General features: G+C 66.2%; 20 protein-coding genes and 1 pseudogene. 9 read left to right on the top strand and 12 right to left on the bottom strand.

Translation table 11 applies throughout. From position 1 onward, the window contains the following. Positions 1–82: 82 nt before the first annotated feature. Positions 83–607, top strand: a complete 525-nt coding sequence (locus BHD05_RS02050; RefSeq protein ID WP_161884946.1) for a low molecular weight protein-tyrosine-phosphatase — start codon at positions 83–85, stop codon at positions 605–607. Next, positions 604–1,986 (top strand): adenylosuccinate lyase, encoded by a 1,383-nt coding sequence (purB, locus tag BHD05_RS02045; RefSeq protein WP_161884945.1) that lies wholly within the window; start codon positions 604–606, stop codon positions 1,984–1,986. Before BHD05_RS02050 ends, purB begins: the two co-directional genes overlap by 4 nt. Before the next feature lie 104 nt (positions 1,987–2,090). Here the strand turns inward: purB and BHD05_RS02040 are convergent, their stop codons facing one another. The 7 genes and pseudogenes from BHD05_RS02040 to rpsF form a co-directional block, all read right to left on the bottom strand. Then, positions 2,091–2,357 carry a hypothetical protein gene (locus tag BHD05_RS02040; protein ID WP_161884944.1) on the bottom strand — a complete coding sequence of 89 codons (267 nt, stop codon included), beginning with the start codon at positions 2,355–2,357 and terminating at the stop codon, positions 2,091–2,093. Beyond that, entirely contained in the window at positions 2,354–2,998 is a 645-nt protein-coding gene (locus tag BHD05_RS02035; protein WP_161884943.1) for a hypothetical protein, read from the bottom strand. Before BHD05_RS02035 ends, BHD05_RS02040 begins: the two co-directional genes overlap by 4 nt. A gap of 168 nt (positions 2,999–3,166) precedes the next feature. Then, positions 3,167–4,549 carry a replicative DNA helicase gene (gene dnaB, locus BHD05_RS02030; protein WP_161884942.1) on the bottom strand — a complete coding sequence of 461 codons (1,383 nt, stop codon included), beginning with the start codon at positions 4,547–4,549 and terminating at the stop codon, positions 3,167–3,169. A gap of 418 nt (positions 4,550–4,967) precedes the next feature. Then, positions 4,968–5,420, bottom strand: a complete 453-nt coding sequence (gene rplI, locus BHD05_RS02025) for a 50S ribosomal protein L9 (protein WP_161884941.1) — start codon at positions 5,418–5,420, stop codon at positions 4,968–4,970. 11 nt (positions 5,421–5,431) lie between these two features. Next, entirely contained in the window at positions 5,432–5,695 is a 264-nt protein-coding gene (rpsR, locus tag BHD05_RS02020) for a 30S ribosomal protein S18 (protein ID WP_161884940.1), read from the bottom strand. Between the two features lie 48 nt (positions 5,696–5,743). Continuing rightward, positions 5,744–6,280 carry a single-stranded DNA-binding protein gene (locus BHD05_RS02015; protein WP_161884939.1) on the bottom strand — a complete coding sequence of 179 codons (537 nt, stop codon included), beginning with the start codon at positions 6,278–6,280 and terminating at the stop codon, positions 5,744–5,746. A gap of 96 nt (positions 6,281–6,376) precedes the next feature. After that, positions 6,377–6,739 (bottom strand): annotated as a pseudogene (gene rpsF, locus BHD05_RS02010) (30S ribosomal protein S6); the annotation flags it as partial. Between the two features lie 151 nt (positions 6,740–6,890). On the opposite strand from rpsF, the gene BHD05_RS02005 reads away from it, so the two are divergent. Then, positions 6,891–7,961, top strand: coding sequence for an inositol-3-phosphate synthase (locus tag BHD05_RS02005; RefSeq protein ID WP_161884937.1), 1,071 nt, complete (start codon positions 6,891–6,893; stop codon positions 7,959–7,961). A 191-nt stretch (positions 7,962–8,152) separates the two neighbouring features. Here BHD05_RS02005 and BHD05_RS02000 read toward each other — a convergent pair whose 3' ends face one another. Continuing rightward, the gene (locus BHD05_RS02000) at positions 8,153–9,580 is read right to left on the bottom strand and encodes a CCA tRNA nucleotidyltransferase (protein WP_161884936.1); all 1,428 of its coding nucleotides are present in this window, start codon (positions 9,578–9,580) and stop codon (positions 8,153–8,155) included. Between the two features lie 135 nt (positions 9,581–9,715). Here BHD05_RS02000 and BHD05_RS01995 point away from each other — a divergent pair, with 135 nt between their 5' ends. The 6 genes from BHD05_RS01995 (at position 9,716) to BHD05_RS01970 (ending at position 17,460) form a co-directional block, all read left to right on the top strand. Beyond that, complete coding sequence (locus BHD05_RS01995; RefSeq protein ID WP_161884935.1) at positions 9,716–11,911, top strand: DUF6049 family protein; 2,196 nt, start codon at positions 9,716–9,718, stop codon at positions 11,909–11,911. Next, positions 11,904–13,598, top strand: a complete 1,695-nt coding sequence (gene murJ / locus BHD05_RS01990) for a murein biosynthesis integral membrane protein MurJ (RefSeq protein ID WP_161884934.1) — start codon at positions 11,904–11,906, stop codon at positions 13,596–13,598. The genes BHD05_RS01995 and murJ overlap by 8 nt, the downstream gene beginning before the upstream one ends. Before the next feature lie 76 nt (positions 13,599–13,674). Beyond that, positions 13,675–14,625 carry a thioredoxin-disulfide reductase gene (gene trxB, locus BHD05_RS01985; RefSeq protein WP_161884933.1) on the top strand — a complete coding sequence of 317 codons (951 nt, stop codon included), beginning with the start codon at positions 13,675–13,677 and terminating at the stop codon, positions 14,623–14,625. A gap of 56 nt (positions 14,626–14,681) precedes the next feature. Next, complete coding sequence (gene trxA / locus BHD05_RS01980; protein ID WP_161884932.1) at positions 14,682–15,008, top strand: thioredoxin; 327 nt, start codon at positions 14,682–14,684, stop codon at positions 15,006–15,008. 119 nt (positions 15,009–15,127) lie between these two features. Further along, a complete protein-coding gene (locus BHD05_RS01975) occupies positions 15,128–16,453 on the top strand; it encodes an aminotransferase-like domain-containing protein (protein ID WP_161884931.1) in 1,326 nt (441 codons plus the stop codon). Between the two features lie 44 nt (positions 16,454–16,497). Beyond that, positions 16,498–17,460: a D-alanine--D-alanine ligase family protein gene (locus BHD05_RS01970; protein WP_161884930.1), complete on the top strand. Its 963-nt coding sequence runs from the start codon at positions 16,498–16,500 to the stop codon at positions 17,458–17,460. Positions 17,461–17,645: 185 nt separating this feature from the next. Here the strand turns inward: BHD05_RS01970 and BHD05_RS01965 are convergent, their stop codons facing one another. The 4 genes from BHD05_RS01965 to BHD05_RS01950 all read right to left on the bottom strand — a co-directional run bounded on the left by BHD05_RS01965 (position 17,646) and on the right by BHD05_RS01950 (position 21,346). Continuing rightward, the gene (locus BHD05_RS01965) at positions 17,646–18,587 is read right to left on the bottom strand and encodes a ParB/RepB/Spo0J family partition protein (protein WP_161884929.1); all 942 of its coding nucleotides are present in this window, start codon (positions 18,585–18,587) and stop codon (positions 17,646–17,648) included. Next, entirely contained in the window at positions 18,587–19,486 is a 900-nt protein-coding gene (locus tag BHD05_RS01960; RefSeq protein WP_161887302.1) for a ParA family protein, read from the bottom strand. Before BHD05_RS01960 ends, BHD05_RS01965 begins: the two co-directional genes overlap by 1 nt. Positions 19,487–20,126: 640 nt before the next feature. Further along, on the bottom strand, positions 20,127–20,762 hold the full coding sequence (gene rsmG, locus BHD05_RS01955; RefSeq protein WP_161884928.1) for a 16S rRNA (guanine(527)-N(7))-methyltransferase RsmG: 636 nt from the start codon (positions 20,760–20,762) through the stop codon (positions 20,127–20,129). A 29-nt stretch (positions 20,763–20,791) separates the two neighbouring features. Next, complete coding sequence (locus BHD05_RS01950; RefSeq protein WP_202614268.1) at positions 20,792–21,346, bottom strand: Jag family protein; 555 nt, start codon at positions 21,344–21,346, stop codon at positions 20,792–20,794. Positions 21,347–21,364 lie beyond the last annotated feature (18 nt).

The following is a 21,364-nucleotide window of genomic DNA, read 5'->3' as shown; positions in this document are numbered from 1 at the left end:
CGAGATCGGTGAGGAGAAGCGGCCGAGGCTGGCGGGGGAGGAAGAATCTGTTCCCTCCGGCGAAGTGGGCCACAATGGAGCCATGAGCTTCGACCGGACCCTCCACGAGTCCGCGCTCTTCAGAATCTGCTTCGTCTGCACCGGCAACATCTGCCGCTCACCCATGGCGGAGGTCGTGTTCCGTCACCTCGTCGCCCGTCAGGGTTACGACAGCGCCATCTCGGTGATGTCCGCGGGAACCGGCGACTGGCATGTCGGCGAGAACGCCGATGACCGTACCGTCACGGCGCTGACCGCCCGGGGCTATGTCTCCGGAGACCACCGCGCCCGGCAGTTCGACCCCGACTGGTTCGACTCCCTCGACCTCGTCGTCGTCTTCGACCGCAGCCAGGACCGCATCCTCAAGGCCTGGGCTGGCAGTGAGTCCGACCGGGGCAAGGTGCAGATGCTCCTGGGATTCGACAAAGCCCAGGCCCCGCGGGTCGACGTTCCGGACCCCTATTACGCGGATGCCGCCATGTTCGACTCCGTGCTCAACATGATCGAGCGCGCGAGCTCGGCACTCCTCGACCAGATCAAGCCGGGAATCCGATTGGAAACGCCATGACTTTGCCAGAACAGCCCCTCAGCCCGCTCGACGGACGTTACCGAACCGCCGTGGTCGGCCTCGGCGAGCACCTTTCCGAGGCGGGACTGAACCGCGCCCGCGTGCTCGTCGAGGTCGAGTGGCTGATCTTCCTCACCGACCGTGAGCTGTTCGGCGCGCACCGCCTCAGCGCCGAGCAGGCCGCCTCCCTGCGGAGCCTCGTCGACGACTTCGGCCAAGCCGATATCGACGAGCTGGCCAGCCTCGAGGCCACGACCCGGCACGACGTCAAGGCAGTCGAGTACTACGTGCGCGCCCGCCTCGAGAAGCTCGGACTGTCGGATGTCGCCGAGCTCACCCACTTCGCCTGCACCAGTGAAGACATCAACAACCTCGCCTATGCGCTCACGATCGGGTCTGCCGTGCGGGAGGTGTGGATGCCGGCGCTCGACACCGTGATCGCCGGGCTGACCGATCGGGCCGTCGCGCACCGCGCTGTACCGATGCTCGCCCACACCCACGGCCAGCCGGCCACGCCGACGACTGTCGGCAAGGAGTTCGCCGTGTTCGTGCACCGCCTGCGGCGAATTGTCGTGCGGATCGAGCAGACCGAGTACCTGGGCAAATTCAGCGGCGCGACCGGGACGTTCGCGGCGCATGTGGCGGCCGACTCCAGCCAGGACTGGCCGGAGCTGTCGCGCGAGTTCGTCGAGTCGCTCGGTCTCGTCTGGAACCCGCTCACGACCCAGATCGAGTCGCACGACTGGCAGGCGGAGCTCTACTCGGCAATCAGCCACGCCAACCGGGTGCTGCACAACCTCGCGACCGACATCTGGACCTACATCTCGCTCGGCTACTTCACCCAGATCCCGCAGGCCGGGGCCACCGGCTCGTCGACCATGCCGCACAAGATCAATCCGATCCGGTTTGAGAATGCCGAGGCGAACCTCGAGCTGTCGAGTGCGCTGCTCGACTCGCTCTCGGCGACCCTCGTGACCTCGCGACTCCAGCGCGACCTGACCGACTCGACGACACAGCGCAACGTCGGCGTCGCCCTCGGGCATTCGCTCCTCGCGCTCGACAACCTCCGTCGTGGCCTCGGTGAGATCGCGGTCAACGAGGTCCGCCTCGCCGAGGACCTCGACGGCAACTGGGAGATTCTGGGCGAGGCCATCCAGACCGTCATCCGGGCAGAGATCACGGCGGGCACCAGCTCGATCAGCGATCCGTACGCCCTGCTGAAGGACCTCACGCGCGGGCGCCGGGTCGGTCAGGCCGAACTGGTCGAGTTTGTGCGTGCCCTCGACATCAGCGACGGCGCCAAGGACCGGCTGGCCGCCCTCACGCCGGCAGGATACGCGGGACTCGCGAGCAAAATGGTCGGATTCCTCGACAGCTGAGGGGTTGGCGGCTGGCGTGCGAGCCAGCCGCGCCGCCGACCAACCAGGCGGACCAGGAGCGATCGAGCGGCCCGGTCAGCCGCAGCACATCCTGCGGGGACGGCTCAGTGCCCGCGGTCCTGCTGGCGGTCCTGCTCGCGGTCCTGCTGGCTCATGTCGAGGCGTTCCTCACCCGTCGGCTTCGATGTCAGCGACAGCATCGCGAGGGTCATGAGCGTGACGATGAAGCTGATTCCGGCGAAGATGAAGGTCAGGCTGGCCTGCCGGGTGGACATCAGCACGATGAGACCGACGAAGAGCGCGACCACACCGGAGAAGCCCAGCAGCTCCAATGGTCGGAAGCGATCGCGGCGGGAAGGTGTGGTGCTCACGTGGACTTGCCTTTCACAGCATCGGATGCGGCCGGGGCGGCCTTCTGGGTTCCCCACTTGGCCGACAGCCCGGCGATGACGAGGAACACCGCAATGATCGCAGCGTAGGCTCCGAGCAGCCCGACAGCGACGACCGCCGAGTCCAGCTTCCGCTCCACGCCATCGGGACCGGTGAACTGCTGGGCGAACTCGGGCGGGATGAGCACGAACACGATCGCGGCGGCGGCGGTGATCGCCCCCACCGTGAGGAGATCCCCGGATGCGACGTGGCGCCGGCGCGCACGCAGCCCGCTGTAGAGCTCGAGCGCGCCCGTCAGGGCGGCCCACACGGTCACGACGAGGAACAGCGAGGGCACCCCGCGCGGCAGGGCGAGGGCGAGGGCACCGAGCGCAATCGACACGATGCCCTGGGCCAGGAGGTACGGCCGTACCGCCATGCCGCCGAGGCGACGCCAGGCGAGCACCGCGAGGAGCACACCGGTCACAAGGGCGAACCCGCCGAAGGAGATGAGGCCCAGAGTGGCCGAGTGGTCGGCGGAGAACGTGATGATGCCGGCCAGCACTGCGGCCGGAACCGCTCGAGCGATCGGCAGCGGCCAGTAGGCGGAGCGCTGTGCGGGGTCATCCGGGAGAACTGACACGAGGACGACCCCTTTCTCGAGTGACGAACGACGTTAGTTTACGTGCCCCCGGCTGACCGCACGCCGTCGCCAGTTCGGCTCGAGCTCTGCGCTCACGGCACGCGATCTGCGCTCACGGCATGCGAGAGGCCCATCCCGAGCGTCGTCGATAGCGGATGGAGAGGCTCGTTAGGCGGGCGCCATGTCGGTGAAGCGCGAGAAATGGCCCTGGAAGGCCACCGTCACCGTGCGGGTCGGCCCGTTGCGGTGCTTGGCGACGATCAGGTCCGCCTCGCCCGCCCGTGGGTTCTCCTTCTCGTAAGCGCTCTCACGGTGCAGCAGAATCACCATGTCGGCGTCCTGCTCGAGCGAGCCTGACTCGCGGAGGTCGGAGATGGCGGGCATCTTGTCGGTGCGCTGTTCCGGTCCACGGTTCAGCTGGGAGAGCGCGATGACCGGCACCTGCAGCTCCTTCGCGAGGAGCTTGAGTGCGCGCGAGAACTCGCTGACCTCCTGCTGGCGCGATTCGACCTTCTTGCCCGAGGTCATCAGCTGCAGGTAGTCGATGATGACGAGCTTGAGCCCGACCTTCTGCTTGAGCCTGCGGCACTTGGCGCGGATCTCGACGAGCGTCATGTTGGGGCTGTCGTCGATATAGAGCGGCGCGTCATTAATCCGGCCGCGGGTCGCCGCGATGGTGGTCCAGTCGCGCGAGTCGACGGTGCCCTTGCGCATGTTCTGCAGGGGAACGGATGCCTCGGCCGAGAGCAGTCGCATCGCGATCTCGCTCCGCCCCATCTCGAGCGAGAAGAAGATCGAGGGCATGTCGTGCTTGATGGATGCTGCGCGGGCGAAGTCGAGCGCGAGCGTCGACTTTCCGAGTGCCGGCCTGGCCGCGATGATGATGAGCTGCCCGCCGTGGAGGCCGTTGGTGAGGTCGTCGAGTTCGGCGAAGCCCGTCGGCACACCGGTCATCGAGCCGTCGCGCCCGTTGGCCGCCTCGATCTCTCCAATCGCCGTCTCGACGGCGACCGTGAGAGGGATGAAGTCCTCCGCCTCGACGCCGCCGGTAACCCCGTAGATCTCCGCCTGCGCGTTGTTGACGAGGTCGACAACCTCACCCTCGCTCGCGTAGCCCATCTGCACGATGCGCGTGCCCGCCTCGACGAGGCGGCGCAGCACGGCCTTTTCGGCGACGATGCTGGAGTAGTAGCCGGCGTTCGCTGCGGTCGGTACGAGTCCGGTGAGCGTGTGCAGGTAGTCCGCGCCGCCCGCCCGGGTGAGCTCGCCCGCCTTCAGGAGCTCGTCGGTGACCGCGATCACGTCGGTCGGCTCGCCGTGGGAGTAGAGCGAGAGGATCGCGTCGAAGATGATCTCGTGCTTGGGCATGTAGAAGTCCACCGCCCGCACCGCCTCGATGACGTCGGCCACGGCATCCTTGCTCAAGAGCATGCCGCCGATGGCGCTCTGCTCCGCGAGCAGGTCATGCGGAGGCGTGCGCTCGGACTGCTGCCGCTGCTGATCGGATCGGGCTTCGGCTGGTCCCGCGAGTCCCAAATGGGCTATCGACACGATGGACCTCCTTCATTGACTTGTGTAGCGGATGCCGGCGACATCGCCGATATCGGCGGACCGTGCAGCATCATCCCCCCGGGGTAAGACGCGCTGTCACACACTAGGAGCACGGCGCCCGCCAACCCAACCGGACCTAATCCCACCTGTGGACAGGCCTGTGGAAAGTTTGCGCGAAACGCCGTGTGGAGTGTGCACAACCTGTGGACTGGATTGTTAGTAACCCAGTACTGCCGGATATTACTTGGCCTCTGACCAGGCATTTAGATTCGCGCAGGGTGTGTGTAGAAAGATGTCTAGAGTTCCACTTGAGGGTTGTGAAACGACACGCCCCACTGTGCACAAAGGGCTTGACAGGGTACAAAAAAGCGGTGGCCCGGAACCGTAGTTCCGAGCCACCGCCACCCGTTGCAGGGTATTACTTTGCGGCAACCACCCGGAGGGTGATGGTCGCGGTGAGGTCGTCGCGCAGGCGAATGGATGCCTCGTGGTCACCGGTGGCCTTGATGGCCGAGGTGATCTCGATCTTGCGCTTGTCAACGATGCCAAGGCCCTGTGCGGCCACTGCATCGGCCACGTTCGACGCCTTGACCGACCCGAACAGGCGTCCGCCAGCTCCGGCCTTGACCTTCAGCGTGACGGTGGTCGCCTCGAGGCGGGCCTTGAGGTCCTTGGCTTCTTCGATCGTGGCGTGCTCGTGAGCTGCGCGGGCCGCCTTGATCTGCTCGATCTGCTTTTCGCCGCCCCGGCTCCACATGACCGCGAAGCCCTGGGGTACAAGGAAGTTACGGGCATAGCCGTTTTTGACGTCGATGACGTCGCCGGGGGCACCGAGACCGGTGACCTCGTGCGTGAGGATCAGCTTTGACATGTCAGGGCTCCTTAACGGCCTGAGCCGGCGTAGGGCAGCAGTGCCATCTCGCGTGCGTTCTTGACGGCACGGGCGATGAGACGCTGCTCCTGAACGGAGACACCGGTAATACGGCGAGCGCGGATCTTTCCACGCTCGGAAATGAACTTGCGAAGCGTTGCAACATCCTTGTAGTCGATGACGCCGACGCGAATGGACTTCGCCGGGGCGACGGGTTTGCCGCCCTTGGCAGTCCGGAGGGGCTTGCGGCGATCGCCGCTGCTCTTTCCAGCCATGATTTATCTGCTTTCAGTAGAGGTAATGATGTGGGGCGAGACCGCGTATTAGAACGGGGTCTCGTCGTTGAAGCTGCCGGGCGTGTTCCAGACGTCTCCGCCTGCGCCCGAGGCGGCCGCAGGAGCGGATGGCGCCCACGGCTCTTCGGCGACCTGGCCGCGTTGCTGCTGCGGGTTACCGCCGCCGCTGCTGTTGCCGCCGCTGCCGCCTTCGCGGGAGCTCGACGTGCGCGTGACCTGAGCCGTCGCGTAGCGAAGCGAAGGACCGATCTCGTCGACCTCGAGCTCGATGCTGGTGCGCTTCTCGCCCTCTTTGGTCTCGTACGACCGCTGCTTCAGACGACCGGTCGCAACAACGCGCGAACCCTTCGTCAGCGAACCGGCGACATGCTCGGCGAACTCGCGCCAGACGCTCGCGCGCAGGAACAGTGCTTCGCCATCCTTCCAGTCGTTCGACGCACGGTCGAAGCTCCGGGGTGTGGAGGCGATGGTGAAGTTCGCAACCGCCAGCCCGTTCTGCGTGTACCGCAGCTCCGGGTCGCTGGTGAGGTTACCCACCACGGTGATTACTGTTTCGCCAGCCATGAGCTACTCGGCGACGGGTGCTTCAGGCGCGGCAGGAGCTGCCGGTGCCTTCGGCGCGGCGGCGACCTTCGCGGCGGAATCGTCAGAGACCGGAGCGGCCTTCGCGGGAGCGGCTGCCTTGCGGGCTGCCTTCTCTGCGGAGAGCTTGGCGGCTTCGGCGACCTGGGCGATGGCTTCCTCGGCGCGAAGCACCTTGGTGCGCATGACTGCTTCGCTGAGCTTGAGCTGGCGGTCGAGCTCGACGGTCGCGGCGGAGTCGGAGGTCAACGCGACGACGGCATAGATGCCCTCGGTCTTCTTGTTGATCTCGTACGCCAGACGACGGCGTCCCCAGACGTCGACCTTGTCGATCGACCCACCCGCGTTGCGGATGACATTGAGGAACTTGTCGAGGCTGGGAGCGACGGTGCGCTCATCGATCTCTGGATCGAGGATGACCATAAGTTCGTATTGCTGCATGACTAACCCACCTCCTTCGGACTAAACGGTCACAGACGGTCTGTGACAGGAGGGTTACATGTGCGCCCGGCTCAGTGAGCGTGTCAAATGAGCCCGGGCAACCTGCCTAGTGTAGTCAGCGAACACTGTAACTATCAAGGAGCTCGAATTCATGTCTCTTCGCGTCGCTATCGTCGGAGTGGGAAACTGCGCCAACGCCCTCGTCCAGGGAGTCACGTTCTATCGTGACGCCGCCGCCGACGAGGTCATCCCCGGTCTCATGCACAACCGGTTCGGGCCGTATTCCGTCGGCGACGTCGAGTTCGTCGCCGCCTTCGACGTCGACGCCGCCAAGGTCGGAGTCGACCTCGCCGACGCCATCTGGGCCAGCGAGAACAACACGCTCGCCTTCGCCGAGGTCGCCCCGACCGGCGTGACCGTGCAGCGCGGACCGACCCTCGACGGGCTCGGCGAGTATTACCTCGACACGATCGAGGAATCGGATGCCGCGGTCATCGACGTGACGCAGGCGCTCCGCGCCGCCTCCGTCGATGTGCTCGTCTGCTACCTTCCGGTCGGCAGCGAGGAGGCCGCGAAGTTCTATGCACAGGCGTCGATCGACGCGGGTGTGGCGTTCGTCAACGCCCTGCCGGTGTTCATTGCGAGCGACCCGGAGTGGGCGGCCAAGTTCACCGCAGCCGGCGTGCCCATCGTCGGCGACGACATCAAGAGCCAGCTCGGCGCGACGATCACCCACCGCGTGCTCGCCCGCCTGTTCGAAGAGCGCGGGCTCGTGCTCGACCGCACGTACCAGCTGAACGTCGGCGGCAACATGGACTTCAAGAACATGCTCGAGCGGCGCCGGCTGCAATCGAAGAAGATCTCCAAGACGCAGGCCGTCACCAGCAACATCGACAACGAAATCAATGCGCGCGACGTGCACATCGGCCCGAGCGACCACATCCCGTGGCTCGACGACCGCAAGCTCGCCTTCGTGCGCCTCGAGGGCCACGGCTTCGGCAACGCGCCGACGACGCTCGAGTACAAGCTCGAGGTGTGGGACTCACCCAACTCCGCCGGAGTGGTCATCGACGCGATCCGCGCGGCAAAGGTCGCGCTTGACGCCGGCCAGGGCGGCCCCGTGGAGTCAGCATCCGCCTATTTCATGAAGTCGCCGCCAACGCAGTACCCGGACCCGGTCGCGCGAGAGCTGCTCGAGCAGTTCATCCGCGACAACGCCTGATCGCGCTGTCATTATTCAGGAACAGTGGCCAGTATTCAGGAGTTGTCGGGGCCGGCGGTCTGACCAACCTGACCAACCCGGACATCCGACTTCGTCCAACCGCGTCGCACTCCTGAATACCGCCCACCACTCCTGAATAGCGAAAGGCACAGAAATAGCGAAAGGCACCGACGTGGCCTGTCGGGCGCTTGTCAGGCGCGGGAGGCCCACCAGGCGCGAAGGCGAGCGGTCGCCTCCTCGGTGCCCAGAGCACCCTCGTCGAGGCGCAGCTCAAGCAGGAACCGGTAGGCCTCGCCCACCTCTCGCCCGGGCCGGATGCCGAGGGTCTGCATAATCTGCTCGCCGTCCAGGTCAGGGCGGATGGCGGCAAGCTCCTCCTGCTCGGAGAGCGCCGCAATGCGGTCCTCGAGGTCGTCGTAGGCGAAGGAGAGGCGGTCGGCCTTGCGCCGGTTGCGGGTCGTGACGTCGGCGCGCACGAGGATGTGGAGCCGCTCCAGCAGCGGCCCGGCATCGCGCACGTAGCGGCGCACGGCCGAATCGGTCCAGGCACCCTCGGTGTAGCCGAAGAACCGCAGGTGCAGCTCGACAAGCCGCGCGACGTCGGCGATGAACTGCTTGTCGAAGCGCAGGGCCTTGAGGCGCTTGGCCACCATCTTCGCGCCGACCACGTCGTGGTGGTGGAACGTGACCACGCCGCCCGGCTCGGTGCGCTTCGTCGACGGCTTGCCGATGTCGTGCAGCAGGGCCGCCATGCGCAGCACCAGGTCGGGGGACTCTGGATGCGACCGGGATGCCTCGAGCTCGATGACCTGGTCGAGCACCGTGAGGCTGTGCTCGTAGACGTCCTTGTGGTGGTGGTGCTCGTCGATCTCGAGCCGCAGGGCGGGGAACTCGGGCAGCACGAGGGCCGCGATCCCCGTCACATCGAGCAGTTCGAGCCCGACCCGAGGACGCGGCGTGCGCAGCAGCTTCGACAGTTCATCGCTGATCCTCTCGACAGAGACGATGCTGATCTGCGCGGCGAGGGCGGCCATCGCCGCCCGCGTCGGCTCCGCGACCGTGAAACCGAGCTGGGAGGTGAAACGCGCGGCGCGCAGCATCCGCAGCGGGTCGTCGCCGAAGGATTCCTCGGGGGCACCGGGCGTCGTGATGCGTCCGGCGAGCAGGTCATCAAGTCCGCCGGAGGGGTCGACGAGCACGAGCTCCGGCAAGCGCAGGGCCATCGCGTTGATCGTGAAATCGCGACGGACGAGGTCGCCCTCGAGGCTGTCGCCGAACTCCACGAGGGGCTTGCGGGTCTCCCCGTCGTAGGCGTCGGTGCGGTACGTCGTGATCTCCACGGTGTGCCCGTCGATACGGGCACCGATCGTGCCGAACGCCCGGCCGATGTCCCAGTGCACGTCGGCGAGCGGCTTCACCACGGCGAGGATCTCGTCGGGGACCGCGCTCGTCGCGAAATCGAGGTCGTTGAGCTGCCGGCCGATGAACGCGTCGCGGACGGGCCCGCCGACGAGGGCGAGTTCGTGGCCCGCGGCGGCGAAGGCCGCGGAAAGCCGGGAGATGTGGGGCAGTGCAGCGAGGTCGGCGAGCCTCTTAATTGCCGAAGCGACGCTCTCCATGGTCGTCAAGCTTGCCACACCCCTGCCACCGCACCGCCACGCGGGGAGGCCCCTCGCCTTCAGGGCCAACGGGCGGCGACGGCCTAGAATCGCTTGTTGTCGGCCGCTGCGTTGCGTGCGGATCGATCACCAGCCATGAGAATCATCAGACCCCTCCTCGCGCTCGCCGTCGTCGTCGGCGCGTTCGTTGCGCCCGCCGCGCTGGGTCCCGCCGCACCGGGTGCCGCCGCGACGGCGGCCGTACCGCTGGTCGAGTCCCCTGCGGCCACCGCCGAGATCTCGGTCGATGTCGTGCCGGCCGCCTCCGGGATCCTCCGTCCCGGCGACGACCTCACCCTGTCGGTAGTAGTCGCCAACCGCTCGAGCGACACCCTCCCCGCCGGCACCGCAACCGTGTACCTCGACCGCGCCGTTGTCGACGGTCGGGCCAGCCTCGCGACCTGGCTCGCGCAACCGGATGCCGCCCTCCCCCTCGAGTCGGACCGCGGCGACGTCATTGCACGGGTGGGCTCTCCCGAGCTGTTCCCCGGCGAATCGACCGCCCTGGCGACGATCGTCGTGCCTGCCGAAGTGGCCGGCTTCGACGAGACGGCCCCGTTCGGCGCTCGACGCCTCTCGGTGCTGGTGGCGTCGGCCGACAACCGCCAGGGCGAGGGACGGTCGACCATCACGGTCAACCCCGATGCTGGATTCACCCCGACGGGATTGGCGATAGCCCTCCCGATCACCCTGCCCGCCTCGACCTCGGGCGTGGTGACCGGCGAACTTCTCGAGTCCTACACATCGCCGGGTGGGCTGCTCACCCGCCAGCTCGACGCCGCCTTCGGCCGCCCGGTCGCGCTCGCCATCGATCCGCGCATCATCGCCTCGATCCGGCTGCTCGGCACCTCCGCCCCCGAGTCGGTGACCGACTGGCTGGCGCGGCTCGAATCCGCCCCCAACCAGACCTTCCCGCTCACCTACGCCGACACCGACATCGCCGCAACGAGCCAAGCGGGCGGTGTCGTGCTCCGGCCCGCGAGCTTCGCGATCAATACCGACCTCTTCCCCGAGGGGGCCGGGTCTGACGCTGCCTCGCCGAGCCCCTCGCCCTCTGCCGAACCGACAACTCCCGTGGCTCCGACCCTGGAATCGCTTCTCGAGTGGAACTACAGCACCACCGGCATCGCGTGGCCACGTGCCGGAACCGTCGTCGAGACGGACCTCGACACCTTCGCCGCCGCCGGGCTCGAGACCACGATCGTCTCCTCGGCGAACTCCACCCTCGACGAGGACGTCACAACGGGGAACGCCGCCGGAACGATTGGCGGACGGACGGTGCTCACCTCAGACGCCGTGATCTCCGACCTGCTGAGCGACGCTGTCGACGCCCCCACCGTCGCAAGCTGGGAGGCGGCGATGGTGCGGCTGACGGCCTCGCTCGCGACGCTCGCCACCGAGGACCCGGATGCCGATGCCGGCCGCACCGTGCTTGCCACACTCGGCCGCGGCGACGCACTCGGCGGCTTCCGGCTGTCCGACACCATCGCTGCAGTCGGCGCGATCGGCTGGTCGGCGCCGGCCACGCTCGACGACGCCAGAGCCTCGCCCCCCGCCGCTCGCGAGATCGTCGACATGCCGGTCGCAGCCGAGCAGATCCAGGGTCTCCAATCGATGTTCGCCTCCGAGGCGGCGGTGGCGCAATTCGCTACGATCGTTGCCGATCCAAGCGCGCTCACCGGCGAGCGGAGGCTGTCGCTGCTCGCCCTGGCCTCACAGTCCTGGAACACGGCGGAACCGGCGTGGGCACTCGCGGTGGCCGACTACCTCGCAACCTCCGGCGAGATCCTCTCCGCGGTGCAGGTCGAGACCGCCACCATCACCCAGTGGTCCGACAGCGGACCGCTGCCGATCACCATCAGCAACAACCTGTCGGTACCGGTCACGGTCATCGTCACCGTTACCTCCCGAACGGCCATCCTCGATGTAACCGAACCCCAGGTGCGGGTGGAGATCGCGGCAAACTCGCAGAACCGAGCGTCCATCCCGGTCCAATCCGTGGCGAACGGCAAGGTCGTCATCACCATCTCGCTCACGAGCGAGACCGGCGTGCCCATCTCGCAGCCGGCCCAGGCCGAGATCACCGTGCAAGCCGGCTGGGAGACAGCCGTCACATCAGTTCTTGCGGGGCTCCTCCTCCTGGTCTTCGTGCTTGGCATCATCCGCACAGTCCGCCGGAGCCGTCGGCCGGCCGAGGGTGCTGCAACGACCGACACGGCCGCGCAGGAGCCTATGGGTGCGCCCGGGCCAGACGCACCCGAATCGAATACCGCTGCGAAGGCACGTGACTAAGCCACCCACCGATCCCGCGCCACGGCCGTCGTCGGGTCTGGGCCGCGCGAGCGCGCTCCTCGCCTCCGGCACCCTCGTGTCGCGCCTTCTCGGCTTCATCAGGGCTATCGTGCTCGCCGCCACCCTCGGCCAGGTCGGCAGCGCCGCCGGCGACGCGTTCGCCCTAGGAAACCAGCTGCCCAACAACATCTACGCCCTCATTGCGGGAGGGGTGCTCGGCGCGATACTCGTGCCGCAGATCGTGCGCGCCGGGCTCCACGACGACGGCGGACAACGGTTCATCAACAAAGTCGTGACCCTCGGCGCGAGCGCGTTCGTCGTGATCGCGATCATCGCGACCCTCTCCGCCCCGCTGCTCGTCGCGCTCTACACCTCGGCGGGCGGGAACAACGGACGGGGCTTCTCACCGGAGGGCGTCGCCCTCGCCACCGCGTTCGCCTATTGGTGTCTGCCCCAGGTGCTCTTTTACGCTCTCTACAGCCTGCTCGGCGAGGTACTGAACGCCCGAAAGGCGTTCGGGCCGTTCACCTGGGCTCCGGTGCTCAACAACGTCGTCGCGATCGCCGGACTCGTCGCCTTCTCGCTGCTCTTCGGCGACGCGGCCGAGAACAGCGCTGTGGAGGTGTGGGATGCCGGGCGGATCGCCCTGCTGGCGGGGAGCGCAACCCTCGGAGTCGCCGCCCAGGCGCTCGTGCTTGTGCTGTTCTGGAAGCGGGCGGGACTCGGCTTCCGGCCGGACTTCCGCTGGCGGGGGGTCGGTCTCGGTCGCACCGGGAAGGCCGCAGGGTGGGTATTCGGCATGATCCTCGTGACCCAGACGGCCGGTGTGTTCCAGAGCCGAGTCGTCTCGCAGGCCGCCGGCGAGGGCGCGAGCCTCCTCGCGCTGCAGAACTCCTGGCTCATCTTCATGCTCCCGCACTCGGTGATCGCCGTCTCGATCGCCACCGCCTACTTCACCCGCATGAGCGGGCACGCGTCGACCAACAACCTCGCCGGGGTGCGCGAAGACGTCACCTCGTCGCTGCGCACAATCGACCTCTTCATCACGTTCGCGTCCGTGGCACTCATCGTTGCGGCCTTCCCGTTCGCACGGGTATTCGAGCCGGGCGGCTTCGACAACGTCACTGCGATGGCCATGGTGATCATCGCCTTCTCGATCGGGCTCGTGCCGTTCAGCGCCGGTTTCGTGATGTTCCGCGTGTTCTATTCGCTTGAGGACACCCGCACTCCCTTCTTCCTCGAGACGATCAAGGCGAGCGTGTTCGTGATGGGCGCTCTGGCCTGCACGCTTCTACCAGTCGAGTTCATCGGCGTCGGGGTCGCCCTGGTGACATCTCTCGCGGCCCTCGCCCAGGCCCTGACCACCTTCGCCCTGCTGCGCCGCCGTCTCGGCCCGGTTGGCGGGCGGTTCCTCCTGCGCCGCCACGTGCAGTACCTCTTCGCCGGGGCGATCTCGGGCGCCGTCGGGGTCGGCATCCTCGTCTCGCTCGGTGGGCTCGATCCAGCGGGTTTCGCGCAACGCGACCTCTTCACCGCTATCGTGGCGATTTCGGTGATCGGAACCGGAATGGCTGCCGTTTATCTCGGTGTGCTACTCCTGATGAAGAATCCGGATGCCGGGAGTGCGCTCGACACGTTCGCCCGGCGTCTACCGCGAAGGAACCGGCCGCCGGAGGCACCGGAATAGTCAACCACCAGCGCGTGTTGTACCGGTCATCGCGGCCAGCACACACCGCAGTCAGCACAGACAGGAGAACCTCACCTTGCGTCAGGTCATCATCATCGGCTCGGGTCCCGCGGGATACACGGCTGCCATCTATGCGGCACGGGCAAGCCTGTCCCCGCTGCTCATCGCGAGCTCCGTCGAGGCCGGCGGCGAGCTCATGAAGACCACCGAGGTCGAGAACTTCCCCGGTTTTCCCGACGGCATCATGGGCCCGGACCTCATGATGAAGATGCAGGAACAGGCCGAGAAGTTCGGCACGGAGGTCGTGCTCGACGACGTCGTATCGCTCGACCTGTCGGGCGATGTCAAGAAGGTCACCCTCGGGAACGGGGACATTCACGAGGCACTCACCGTCATCTACGCCACGGGCTCCGCGTACCGCAAACTCGGGATCTCCGACGAGACCCGCCTGAGCGGCTACGGCGTTTCGTGGTGCGCCACCTGCGACGGCTTCTTCTTCCGCCAGAAGACAGTCGCCGTCGTCGGCGGAGGGGACTCCGCAATGGAGGAAGCCACCTTCCTCACGAAGTTCGCCGACAAGGTCTATGTCATCCACCGCTCGGACAAGCTCCGCGCGTCGAAGATCATGCAGGACCGCGCCCTCGCCAACCCCAAAATCGAATTCGTCTTCAACAAGGTCGTCGAGCGCATCTACGGGGAGGCGCTCGTGACGGGCATCGGTCTTCGGGACACCGTCGATGCGAGCGAGTCGACCATCGATCTGAGCGGCCTGTTCGTCGCGATCGGCAACGACCCACGCGTGCACCTCGTGCACGGCCAGCTCGAGCTCACCGACGACGGCACGATCGCCGTCGACGGGCGCAGCTCCCGCACGAGCCTGCCCGGCGTGTTCGCTGCGGGAGACGTGCTCGACGTCACCTACCGGCAGGCGATCACGGCCGCGGGATCCGGAACCGTCGCCGCCCTCGACGTGGAGCACTACCTCGCCTCGCTGCCGCGCCACGTGCTCGACACCGCAAGCGTCTGACCGTCGGCCCAGCCCTCCCGAATTTCTCACAACCCACCAACGAAAGCAGAACAGTCATGTCACACGCACTCGATGTCACCGACGAGACCTTCCAGGACCTCGTCCTTTCCTCCGACAAGACGATCCTCGTCGACTTCTGGGCGGAATGGTGCGGCCCCTGCCGCGCGGTCAGCCCCATCCTCGATCAGATCGGTGCGGAGCACGCCGACAAGATCCAGATCGTGAAACTCAACGTCGACAACAACCCGCAGACCGCGGCCAAGTACCAGATCACCTCGATCCCGGCCATGAAGGTGTACCGCGGCGGCGAGGTCGTCAAGACCGTCATCGGTGCGAAGCCCAAGGGCGCCCTCGAGGCCGACCTCGCGGAGTTCCTGGCCTAACCCGTTGCAGTAATGGGCCCGTCCACGTTGTGGGCGGGCCCATTTGTGCATCCCCTATTCTTGGAGCACTCGTATCTCGGCTCCGCCGAGCACCACCACACACCACCCGGGGACACGCCATGACTTCTCACGGCAGCACACGCAACAGCACGGGCACCAACCTCGACCCCTGGTACCACCACTACGCCGACCGTGCGGCAGGCCTGAGCACCTCCGAGGTCCGCGCCCTCTTCGCTGTCGCCTCGCGCCCCGAGGTCGTCTCCCTCGCCGGCGGGATGCCATTCGTGTCGGCGCTGCCCAGCGAGCTCATCCGCTCATCATTCGATCGGGTGATGACCGATTCCGGACCGCAGGCGCTGCAGTACGGCTCCGGTCAGGGCACCCCGGCGCTGCGTGAGCAGATCCTCGAGATCATGGCGCTCGAGGGCATCCACGGCAGTGTCGATGACGTCGTGGTGACGACGGGCTCCCAGCAGGGACTCGACCTCGTCACCAAGCTCTTCATCAACCCCGGTGACGTCGTGCTCGCCGAGGCGCCCAGCTATGTCGGCGCCATCGGGGTGTTCCGGTCGTACCAGGCCGAGATCAGCCACGTCGCGCTCGACGACAGTGGGCTGGTCCCGGAAGCGCTGCGCGAGCGCATTGCCGAGCTCAACGCCGCCGGCAAGTCGATCAAGCTCCTCTACACGATTCCCAACTTCCACAACCCCGCCGGGGTGACCCTGAGCAGGGAGCGCCGACTGGAGATCCTCGAGATCTGCCGCGACAACGGCATCCTCGTCCTCGAGGACAACCCCTACGGTCTGCTGTACTTCGACGGCCCGCCGCCGCAGGCAATGCGCTCCGTCGAGGAGGACGGCGTCGTCTACCTCGGCTCGTTCTCGAAGACGCTTGCTCCCGGGTTCCGGATCGGCTGGGTGCTCGCTCCCCACGCGATCAAAGAGAAGCTCATCCTCGCCAACGAGTCGGCGATCCTCTCGCCGAGCTCGTTCAGCCAATTCGTCGTCTCCGAGTACCTCCGCACAGCGGACTGGAAGGCGCAGATCGAGACCTTCCGGGGCGTCTACCGGGAGCGCCGCGACGCGATGCTCACCGCGCTCGGGGAGCACCTGCCCGAGCTGAGCTGGACGAATCCCAACGGCGGTTTCTACGTCTGGGTGACCCTCCCGGAGGAGCTCGACTCGAAGGCCATGCTTCCGCGCGCGGTGAAGGAGCTCGTCGCGTATACGCCCGGCACCGCGTTCTTCGCCGATGGCAGTGGCCAGCGCTTCATTCGCCTGTCATTCTGCTATCCGACCAGCGACACCATCCGCCTCGGCATCCGTCGTCTGGCTACTGTGATCAACGGCGAGCTTGAGTTGGTGAACGCATTCTCGCCGTCCGGCCAGATCGCGACCGTGCGCCAGAACCAAAACTTCAGCGCTCCACCGCCGAATATGAGCTAATTGGCATATAGCCTGTGACCAGCACTTTTAGCAGATGGGCCCTCATGAATCACACATCGGACCGCAGCATTGTCGTTCTCGCTGGCGGCATATCCCACGAACGGGATGTATCACTCCGCTCCGGTCGGCGGGTGGCCGACTCCCTCGCGGAGCACGGCATCAGTGTGATCCTCAAAGACCCGGATGCATTCCTGCTCGGCTACCTGCAGCACAGCAGACCCGATGTGGTCTGGCCCGCACTGCACGGGGCCAGCGGAGAGGACGGCGCACTTCGCGACCTGCTCGAGCTGCTCGGGATTCCCTATGTCGGCTCCCGCCCCGATGCTGCGCGCCTGGCCTGGGACAAGCCAACAGCCAAAGCCATCGTCTCGCGCGCCGGTGTGCCCACGCCCCGGTCGCTTTCCCTGCCACGGGAGACCTTCCGCGAACTGGGCACCAACAGTGTGCTCGCGGTGATCGCCGACGAATTCCCCGTTCCCGTTGTGGTCAAACCCGCGCGCGGCGGCTCCGCCCAGGGCGTCAGCATCGTCACCGACCCGGCCGAGCTACCCCGCGCAATGGTCGACGCCTACACCTATTGCGGCGTCGCGCTCATCGAACGCCAGGTGATTGGCACCGAAATCGCGGTGAGCGTCATCGATAGCGGCGACGGACCGGTTGCACTTCCCGCAGTCGAGATCGAACCGGTCTCCGGGGTCTACAGCTTCGAAGCCCGGTACAACGCGGGAGAAACGACCTTCTACACCCCTGCCAGGCTCAGCGACAAGGTCGCGGCTGCGGCCGCCAATACGGCCATCCGGGCCCACAACGCACTCGGTATGCGTCACCTCTCACGCATCGACCTCATCATCGACGCCTCCGGAACTCCCCAGTTTCTCGAGGCCAACGTGCTCCCCGGCCTCACCGAAACCTCGCTGCTCCCGCTCGCGCTCGAGGCTGCCGGCCACGACCTCGGCTGGGTCTATGAGGCGTTGGCCGATGCGGCAATCCGGGAAGCCACGGCCTGAACCCGGCCAGGCTGGTGCGCCAGCAGACTGCCCAAACGCCGCCTACCCGCTGACCCGATCGCGACACCGAAATTCGTGTCTCATCCGCCATCGGAATACCACGTAGCGCTAGCTGCGGGGGACCGTGCGCCTAACCGCGCGCCAATCCGGGCCGCGCGTTTTTTTGCGACGAAACCAGCTCTTGATCAGGCAAAAACAGGTTCGCCAAGCTCTCCGAGGATCCGATTCAGGTCGCTGACGGTCGCGAAGTCAATGACGACCTGACCCTTTCGAGCGCCAAGCGTCACCTTCACGCGGGTGTTGAGCCGGTCACCCAACCTCTCCGCGATTTCGTCGAGCTGGCCCTGTCGGCGACCCGAATTTGGTTTCGGCGGCTTGCTCGTCGAACCGACCGCTGCAGCCGCCTCCGCCGCGCGAACCGAGAGATCCTCGTTGACTATCTTGTCCGCGAGACGCTGCATGGCCTCAGGCTCCCCCGCGGACAGGATCGCGCGGGCATGGCCGGCGCTCAGCACACCGGCGGCCACCCGGGCCTGGATCGTCTCGGGCAGGCGGAGCAGGCGAATAGTGTTGGTGATTTGTGGCCGTGATCGACCGATTCGGCTCGCGAGCTGATCTTGGGTGATCCCGAAGTCAGAGAGCAGCTGTTGGTATGCTGACGCTTCTTCAAGTGGATTGAGGTTCGCCCTGTGCAGGTTCTCGAGTAGCGCGTCGCGCAGCATCGCATCATCGGCGGTGTTCTTGACGACCGCCGGAATCGACTCGAGCCCGAGAATCTTGACGGCCCGGAGTCGGCGCTCTCCCATGACGAGCTCGTAGTGCGGCTCGTTCGCGGCCGCGCCGCTGATCGGGCGCACCACAATGGGTTGCAACAGCCCGACCTCGCGGATGGAATGCACGAGTTCGTCAAGCTCCTCCTGCGCGAAGACGGCACGCGGCTGCACCGCATTGGGGGCAATATCCGCTGGAGACAGATTCGCCAGCCGAGCCCCCGGGACCGCGACCAGAGCCTCGGCCGATTCTGCCGTGGTCGGAAAGAACACATCGACGGGGCGAGCCGCCGTGGGATCGTCGGTCGGAATGAGTGCGCCGATTCCACGACCAAGGCCAGTGCGTTTTGTTGCCATTAGTTCGGAGCTCCCCGTCTAGCGATTTCTGCTGCTGCTTCTCGGTACGACAGTGACCCTGCCGAATTGGTGTCATAACTGATCACGGTCTGCCCGTAGCTTGGGGCTTCCGAGATCCGCACGGAGCGGGGGATCGGCGTCGGAAGCACCTGATCAGGGAAGTGGTCCCGCACGTCCTGTGCGACCTGGTTGGCCAGGTTCGTCCGGGAGTCGAACATGGTCAGCAGAATGGTGGAGACCGTGAGCGTCGGGTTCAAGTGCCGTTCGATGAGGGAAATGTTGTTCAGAAGCTGACTCAACCCTTCGAGCGCGTAGTACTCGCACTGGATAGGGATGAGAACCTCGCTCGCGGCGACGAACGCGTTGATCGTCAGAAGACCCAACGACGGCGGGCAATCGATGAAGACGTAATGAAACTGTTCCGGTGTCTCGTTGAGGAACCGTAGTAGCGAGGTGCGCAGCCGTTGTTCTCTGGCGACCATGGAAACGAGCTCTATCTCGGCCCCAGCGAGGTGAATCGTCGACGGTAGGCAGTAGAGGCCGTCGAATTCCGGGCTCTTCTGCACGATTTCCGTCATCGGCTCGTCGTCGATGATTACGTCGTACACGCTCGGTGTTTCTGCCCTGTGGTCCACCCCGAGGGCGGTGGAGGCATTGCCCTGCGGGTCGAGGTCGATTACGAGCACCCGGGAACCGCCGAGGGCGAGGGCTGCCGCGAGGTTGACGGTGGTGGTGGTCTTGCCAACGCCCCCCTTCTGGTTCGCGACTGTGAAGATGCGCGTCGTGGGCGGAAGGGGCAGCTGCACGGCGGCGAGGGCCGAGCGCCGCCGGGTCAGGTCAGCTATCTCGCGGGCCAAAGGGGTGTCCTCGACCTCGTCCCGCTTCTTCGGAGTGTCCACGACCGCACTGGCCTCGGGGGCCGCGACCCCTGGGCTGGCGAGCTTCGCGCTGTCCAGAGCCTCCTCGTCGGCTTCTGGGGCGGCGGTGGCGGCGGTGGCGCCAAGGTTGTCACCCTCTGCACCGTCTTCGGGTTCTCCACGATCCGTACCACTGATGTCGCCCGCATCACCCGCATCACCCGCATCACCCGCATCACCCGCATCGCCCGCATCGCCCGCATCGCGCGCGATGTCTGTGCCGCTCATATTCTCGGTCCGCCCGAGGTCACCTGAATCGCTCGGATTCACTACTTTTTCATCAGTGCCCACTGTCCCTGCCTCCGCTAGCGCCAGCGCGTCTCTCAGTGCTGTCTGCTCCTCGCGGCCGAGCAACGCAGTCGCCGACGCGGGATTTGGCCCGTCGGCCGGCACGCTGTTAACGGGTGCCGGCGATGTGTTCGGGAAGTTCATACTCGTCTTCTCGCTATCGACGGGGCCCCCGAGGAACTTCCTACGCCGCTTGCTACCGAAATGTTTCACGTGAAACCCCCTCGACCACAGTAGGTCGGTCATGCTTGTTTGGCGGGCGCTGCTGTCGTTGGGCACAACTCCCCACGCACCGCAATGTCAGACTCTGGCTGGCGACTGCGCGAACGATCGGTCAATCCACTGTAGCTCGAAACACCCGCGTTACCTCGGTGGCAACACCGTCGCCGAGCAGCAAAATCTCGATATCCGTCAACCGGAGCCGCTTGATGGCCTTCGCGGCCGCCAAGGCCTCCGCCTCAATGTTCGCGCCCTTCATGAGAATCACCTCGCCGCCCGATCGGACAAGCGGAACAGTCAGGGGGAGGAGCTTCGAAAGAGCACTCACGGCACGCGCGGTGGCCTGGTCTAGGAGCGGCGAGAGATGCGCTTCCTCCGCGCGCGCGCGCATCACTTCGACGTTGGTCAGGCCCAGCTCCGCCGCCTCGTGTCGAAGCCAGTCACAGCGACGCTCCATCGGTTCGATGAGCACGAACTGCGCGTCCGGCCGGGCAAGCGCCACAACGAGCCCTGGTAGACCCGCCCCGCTGCCGATATCCCCCACCCTCGCGCCGCGTCGAACCAATGGAGCAAGAAGTGCCGAGTTGAGAATGTGACGACTCCATAGACGGGGGAGTTCCAGCGGACCGATCAGCCCGAGCTCCTCACCCCGTTGCGCCAGATCATCGGTGTACTTTCGTGCAACATCGATGTGGGTGCCGAACAGCTCAGCCGCCGCTGCGGGCTCCGCTTCATACTCCAGCGTGGTCACTCGCGTGCACCGCGATGTTTCACGTGAAACTATGCCCGGGTGACGACGGTGTGCCGGTCGCGACCCTCGCCCTCCGATGCCGACAGGAACCCGCGCGCACCCACGATGTCGTGCACGAGCTTGCGCTCATAGGACGACATTGGGGGCAGGGATGCCGCCTGCGCTCCGGCCTCGATGCGCTCTACAGCGTGATCCACCAGTGTCGTCAGTTCCGCCACTCGAGCGGCTCGCGATCCACCGACATCGAGGATGAGCCTGGAAAAGGACCCGGTCTTCGCCTGAACAGCGAGGCGCGTGAGTTCCTGCAGCGCGTTCACCGTGTCGGGCTTGGAGAGTATGCGGAGATTGCTGTCCTGGCTGGAGTTCACCGAAAGGTAGGCGCGCCCATCGCGTGCATCGATATCGATGTCGCCGTCGAGATCGGTGATGTCGAGCAGTTCCTCGATGTAGTCCGCGGCGATGTCACCCTCTTCTTCTAGCTGCACGACCGTGCGCTCGGTCTCGGTCGGTGTCGCCGTGGCCTCCTCGGTGGCCACATCGGCGTCGGTCGGCGTGGCCTCGATGGGGGTGTTCGGATCGCTCACTGCGCTGCTTTCTATAAA

Source organism: Marisediminicola antarctica (assembly GCF_009930795.1).
Classification (GTDB): Bacteria; Actinomycetota; Actinomycetes; order Actinomycetales; family Microbacteriaceae; genus Marisediminicola; species Marisediminicola antarctica.
The sequence above is the reverse complement of the archived record's forward strand: the minus strand, read 5'-3'. Positions and strand labels throughout refer to the sequence as shown.